This is a genomic window from Sphingobacterium sp. xlx-130 (assembly GCF_011007405.1).
Taxonomy (GTDB): domain Bacteria; phylum Bacteroidota; class Bacteroidia; order Sphingobacteriales; family Sphingobacteriaceae; genus Sphingobacterium; species Sphingobacterium luzhongxinii.
Genome location: NZ_WFKN01000015.1, coordinates 1 through 5,165 on the forward strand (window position 1 = coordinate 1; position 5,165 = coordinate 5,165).

The 5,165-nt window shown below is 42.2% G+C and carries 8 protein-coding genes; 6 read left to right on the forward strand and 2 right to left on the reverse strand.

Going from position 1 to position 5,165, the window contains the following annotated elements:
• The 5 genes from G7B18_RS18825 to G7B18_RS18840 form a co-directional block, all read left to right on the forward strand.
• Positions 1 to 306: DUF4143 domain-containing protein (locus tag G7B18_RS18825; RefSeq protein ID WP_240452904.1), on the forward strand; the 306-nt coding region annotated here is incomplete at its 5' end.
• A gap of 206 nt (positions 307 to 512) precedes the next feature.
• Positions 513 to 644, forward strand: a complete 132-nt coding sequence (locus G7B18_RS19280) for a hypothetical protein (protein WP_262886576.1) — start codon at positions 513 to 515, stop codon at positions 642 to 644.
• Positions 645 to 661: 17 nt separating this feature from the next.
• Positions 662 to 1,045: a hypothetical protein gene (locus tag G7B18_RS18830; RefSeq protein WP_164111672.1), complete on the forward strand. Its 384-nt coding sequence runs from the start codon at positions 662 to 664 to the stop codon at positions 1,043 to 1,045.
• Positions 964 to 1,704, forward strand: a complete 741-nt coding sequence (locus G7B18_RS19165; protein ID WP_240452905.1) for a CHAP domain-containing protein — start codon at positions 964 to 966, stop codon at positions 1,702 to 1,704. The genes G7B18_RS18830 and G7B18_RS19165 overlap by 82 nt, the downstream gene beginning before the upstream one ends.
• A gap of 2 nt (positions 1,705 to 1,706) precedes the next feature.
• On the forward strand, positions 1,707 to 2,141 hold the full coding sequence (locus G7B18_RS18840) for a hypothetical protein (protein ID WP_164111670.1): 435 nt from the start codon (positions 1,707 to 1,709) through the stop codon (positions 2,139 to 2,141).
• A gap of 20 nt (positions 2,142 to 2,161) precedes the next feature.
• Here G7B18_RS18840 and G7B18_RS18845 read toward each other — a convergent pair whose 3' ends face one another.
• Positions 2,162 to 3,472: a sulfatase gene (locus G7B18_RS18845; protein WP_164111667.1), complete on the reverse strand. Its 1,311-nt coding sequence runs from the start codon at positions 3,470 to 3,472 to the stop codon at positions 2,162 to 2,164.
• A 265-nt stretch (positions 3,473 to 3,737) separates the two neighbouring features.
• Entirely contained in the window at positions 3,738 to 4,010 is a 273-nt protein-coding gene (locus tag G7B18_RS18850; protein WP_164111664.1) for a hypothetical protein, read from the reverse strand.
• A 342-nt stretch (positions 4,011 to 4,352) separates the two neighbouring features.
• Between G7B18_RS18850 and G7B18_RS18855 the strand changes: the two genes are divergently transcribed.
• On the forward strand, positions 4,353 to 5,165 hold an 813-nt coding region (locus tag G7B18_RS18855), incomplete at its 3' end, for an ATP-binding protein (protein ID WP_164123767.1).

The following is a 5,165-nucleotide window of genomic DNA, read 5'->3' on the forward strand; positions in this document are numbered from 1 at the left end:
TTTGAAAATTTTGTAATTGCCAATTTTCAAAAATTTAATGAAAACAGCTATCAGCATCTTCAATATTATTTTTGGCAGGATCATAACGGAATAGAGCTTGACCTCTTGCTCAAGAATGCCCATGGATTTGACGTGTATGAGATAAAATCCACTCAAACAATAAGCGCTCCCTTATTTAAAAACTTAAAGCATTTCGCAGAATTGGCCGAGCCTCAAATCGTAATACCTCATTTGATCTATGGTGGTGAAGAAAGCCTGATACGTAGTGGTGTACAGGTATTACCCTGGAAAATGACGGTAAAGTAATTGAGACCTCACTGAAAGATCTGCACAAGAAATGGTTTATTTTTTCCAGAATGGATAGCTTGGCTGAGAAGGCTGGCAAAAATGGAGTGACTGCGTACCGTAACACCCTTTAATAGATCTGGTGCCACCTGTGGAAGAGGAGGGGGGCGTAAAGAATAGCCCCTGCGGATGCAAGAGCTACCAAATCAATGATAAAGCCACCGAGGATGATGGCAGCTACAGATGGAGCTCCCCGATGGTATGGAAGAACTGCCGGTACATCTCTACCTGATTGTACACGACAAGGAGCAAAAGGCCTTCTCCAACAGCCTCTATTTGGGACTGTTCTAATCCGCTAACATTTTTACTACATAACATGACAACAACAACTCGCCCTTTGTGGCTGGCCCAGGGCTGGCAGGGACAACTCTCTATAAAAGAAAAGCTATTCTTTGGCTTTCTGGCGCTGGTCATCGGCTGGATCATGGTATCTACCGTATTGCAGCTGCTCGATCCTGCTATCGGTATCTTAGATTTCGGAACACTTACTGTTGCGGCCTTCGGACTGCTGGTCGGCTGGCTTGCTGTCTATATCAGCATATGGCTGCAGGAGCTGCTGTGGCATCCTTTTCAATCGTTCCGTAAACAGTTTGATTATCACTTTAACCAACTATCCTCATGGCAACAATGTATTCTTTATTTTTCGGTCTTCTTCTTACTGTTGTATGCAGTGATAATGGCTGTGGAAGTAGTGTTTTAAAATCTAGGCCGATTTATTCAGCCCGTGTCAGTCGTTCTATCTGTACGATGGTGAAAAATGCCGCCTTTGATATTTTTAAAAATTTGAAGGTGGATGCACAATCCGTTGTTTTAGAAATATCCAGCGACGAGCTTTTGTTTCCTTTTTCCGGAAAAAAGGAAAAGCCCTGCCACGGCTTGAGTGGCGTAGAAGATACGCTTTCTGGCATGGAGGACAGAATCAATATCATTAAGATTGCTTCTGCCGAGGTAGGCGTAAAAGAAGCTACTGGCAACAACGACGGAAAGCGCGTGGAAGAATACCTCCGCTACACCGACCTGGGCAAAGGCTACGACTGGTGCGCAAGTTTCGTGTCATGGTGTTATGGACAAGCGGGGTTATCACAGCCCCGCAATCCCTGGAGCCCGGCACTATTTCCAAAGGCTCGGGTGTATTGGAAGCAAAACAAATTTTCGAATTCGCATATTCGCGATTTTATCTCCAAAGCTAGCATATTCGGTATATACGGCGCCAAGGCTAAACGCATCAACCACGTAGGATTGGTCAAAGAAATATCTAATAACTACCTGATCAGCATCGAAGGTAATAGCAACAACCGGGTAGAATCCCGACGCAGACACTTCCACACGGTACATGCCTTAGCAGATTGGACAAGTTAACCATGAAAAACTCCACCATCTTCAGTCTCCTCCCCCTCACCATCATCATCGCCTGCCGTACAAGCAAGCATCGACTGGCGCATCAACAGACCACGCAGCAGGCCGGTATTTCGGAATCGCGGGAATGGCTATACCGTATACAGCAGGATAGTACCAAGCGGTACTGGCACTTTGCAAGTGATTCCGTTTTTTACTTTCACCCCGAGAAGGGCCTTTGGGCATGGGGCGGCTGGCTATATACGGAGGAGCAGTCGGCACATAAAAGGGAGGTGCAAGCTCATGTCAGCAAGAGAGATAGCACGGCCAGTCAACAGCATGCGTCTAAAATGGAGCAAAAAACGACTCGAACGCATCAGCTCCCCGGGTATATTTATTGGATTGCTTTGCTAGGGGCAGCCTTTGTAGGCTACTATTACAGCTGGCGAAAAGGTATGTAAACGAAATACGCCTGAAAAATTTAAAATCCAACATTTTTAATAAGAGCTGTAAGTTCATTCACCACTTCGGGATATTCTCCAACGAGATTGTTCTTTTCTTGTATATCGAGTTCCAGGTTGTACAGCGCCGGTGTAAAATCTCCTTCTTTCGCTTTATTCCATCCTAGAGACTTTTTTATATGGAGCTTCCATTTGCCATAGCGAACCGATTCGAGTTCTCCATTCGTGGCAAAAAAGTAGAATGGCCGGTCTGGAAGAGTTTCAATAGCTGGATTTAACAGAAAATCCGTGATGTCCAAGCCATCCAGTTCAAGATTTCGGGATAGTCTCGCACCTGCAATTTTAGCAAGTGTAGGGAACAAGTCAAGAGTACTGACCATTTGGTCATTTACTATCCCCTCTGGAATCTTCGCTGGCCATGTAATAATACCAGGAACACGTTGACCTCCCTCCCATGTTTGGGCTTTCATTCCTCTTAATGGCAGAGCTGAACCTTTCTTAGGCCCATTATCAGAGGTAAATATAAAAATGGTGTTGTCATAGATCCCTTCCTCTTTCAACGTCTTGACAATTTCACCGACACTCCAATCCAACTCCATAATAACATCGCCGTACAGCCCCAATTCGCTTTTCCCTCTAAATTCGGGTGAAGCATGGAGTGGGGTGTGCGGCATATTATGTGCTATATACATAAAAAAAGGACGGTCAGCACCTCTATTACGTATCTGGCGAACAGCCTCTTCTGTATATCTTTGGGTTAAATAATCCTGATCGGGACCACTTTCCAAAACCTCTTTATTCCGATAAAATGGAAGTGGAGGTGACTGGAAATTATTATGCCCGTAGTAATGCCGATCCATATCATTAGAATAGGGTACCCCATAAAACTCGTCGAAACCTTGATTGTTCGGCATAAATTCTTCCTTATGCCCCAGATGCCATTTCCCGATACATGAGGTTTCATACCCATTGTCTTTTAACATCTCAGCGATAGTGTAAGCCTCGGGTGAGAGCCCATTTTCCGAATAAGGGCAAATAACCCCTTCATGCAAATCATTCCTCTTTGGATATTGACCAGTCATAAGTCCTGCTCTAGACGGAGTACATACAGGAGCCGGTACATAAAAATCGGTAAACCTGATGCCATTACTCGCCAACTGGTCGATATTGGGGGTGGTAAAACCTTTGGCACCATAACAGCCCAAGTCTGCATACCCTTGATCATCCGTAAAAACAATGATAATGTTAGGCTTAATATTGACTGGTACGCGCTGACAGAATGCACTGCCGAAGGTGAGCATCATAAAAAATAGCACGATATATTTTTTCATATAGTCAAATTTATCGTTAAAATTAAATATTAGCAATATTTTTTCATAAATAAGTGAGAACGTGACTTCTATACCTTCTCCAGTGAACACAAAATCTCCATCTCTCCAAGCGAATACCTGCCCCACGTCGCCCTGCTCCCGCCGCTCGCGCGAGCGTCCTCGCTCGGAAAAACTATAGATATGTTTTCTCGCTCTTCTATGTAACTCTTGTTATCACACCCTCTGACCAGAGCTATAGCATGCACCAAAAGCACATGAAATATTATCATAAGCATGCAAAAATATTGATCCGATAGATTCGAAAAAGCTCTTTATTCTCTTCCGACGGATGTTGATCAGAAATAAATCCTTTTACAGTCCATTCACTGATCCAAGGTTGTAGTATATCCAAATATTGTACATAGGTGAATGAAGCGTCCGCATTGGAATAACGGAAATGATTACTATCTACCTTTCTTAAGATCTCTGTATTAATAACAGGAAGATTGACAACAACCAGAAACACAAAAACTGTTATAACGATCGCTCTTTTTTTCATCTATTTAAATTTGTCTTTTATTTGTGATGAAGCTATCAGATTTATTCATCGAGAATGCCCGCGCCTTATCTATCTTGCGGCTTTGATAAATTTTTTCCTACTCTTTTTGGCAACCTATAAATAAAAGCGTAAAACAAAAAAGTAAGGTCAATAATTTTTCTCTTCTCCTATAAATGGCAACGGCGAAGGCCAGAATCCCTACGGAAGAGAAAATAGTTTAACATCAGATAATCCAAAATTAAAGTTCAGATATTCCAAAGTTATATCCAAGATATTTCAAAGTTTGATATCAGATATTTCTAAGTTAATTACTATATTTGATTTAAACAATGGAAGTTAATTATGTCAGAATGGATAACAAGAACATTAGCTGAGGAAATTAAGAAGCGAATAGATCAATACCCTATTCTAGCGGTAACAGGTCCGAGACAATCAGGAAAAACCACTCTACTTAAAATCCTTTTCCCCGATTATGCATACGTGTCTCTTGAAAACCCTGACAATCGTTCTTTTGCCACGGAAGATCCAAATGGTTTTCTCCAACAATATGCAGGTCCGGTGATTTTAGACGAAGTACAGCGGGTACCTGAATTGTTTTCCTATTTGCAGACAGCTGTAGATGAATCCGGCGAGATGGGGCAATATATTCTATCCGGTTCTCAAAATTTTCATTTACTCAAACATATTACGCAATCCTTGGCTGGAAGGGTAGCTCTATTTCGATTATTACCCTTAGATACCCACGAATTAGAGCGGGCGGGAAAATTGCCCGACAACTATCTAAAAGCCTGTATAAAAGGAGGCTACCCCGCTATCTACCATCGAGGCATTAATCCAACAGATTTTTACGCCAACTATATCCGTACTTATGTCGAAAAAGACGTTACCGAACTGATCAATATTCGTGATTTAAATAGTTTTAGAACATTTCTAGGGCTGTGTGCGGCACGGGCAGGGCAACTATTAAACCTTACAGCGATGGCCAATGCGTGTAATATTTCGCAGCCTACTGCAAAATCTTGGTTGTCCATTTTAGAAAGCAGTTATATTGTTTTTCAGCTCTATCCCTATCATGAGAATTTTAATAAACGTTTGGTAAAAACTCCTAAACTCTATTTTTATGACACCGGTCTACTGACTCATTTACTACAAATC

What these genes read in the sequence shown, in the direction of transcription:
- G7B18_RS18830 (WP_164111672.1), top strand. Translation starts at nt 662, where the DNA reads ATGACAACAACAACTCGCCCTTTGTGGCTGGCCCAGGGCTGGCAGGGA.
- G7B18_RS19165 (WP_240452905.1), top strand. Translation starts at nt 964, where the DNA reads ATGGCAACAATGTATTCTTTATTTTTCGGTCTTCTTCTTACTGTTGTA.
- G7B18_RS19280 (WP_262886576.1), top strand. Translation starts at nt 513, where the DNA reads ATGATGGCAGCTACAGATGGAGCTCCCCGATGGTATGGAAGAACTGCC.
- G7B18_RS18850 (WP_164111664.1), bottom strand. Translation starts at nt 4,010, where the DNA reads ATGAAAAAAAGAGCGATCGTTATAACAGTTTTTGTGTTTCTGGTTGTT.
- G7B18_RS18845 (WP_164111667.1), bottom strand. Translation starts at nt 3,472, where the DNA reads ATGAAAAAATATATCGTGCTATTTTTTATGATGCTCACCTTCGGCAGT.
- G7B18_RS18840 (WP_164111670.1), top strand. Translation starts at nt 1,707, where the DNA reads ATGAAAAACTCCACCATCTTCAGTCTCCTCCCCCTCACCATCATCATC.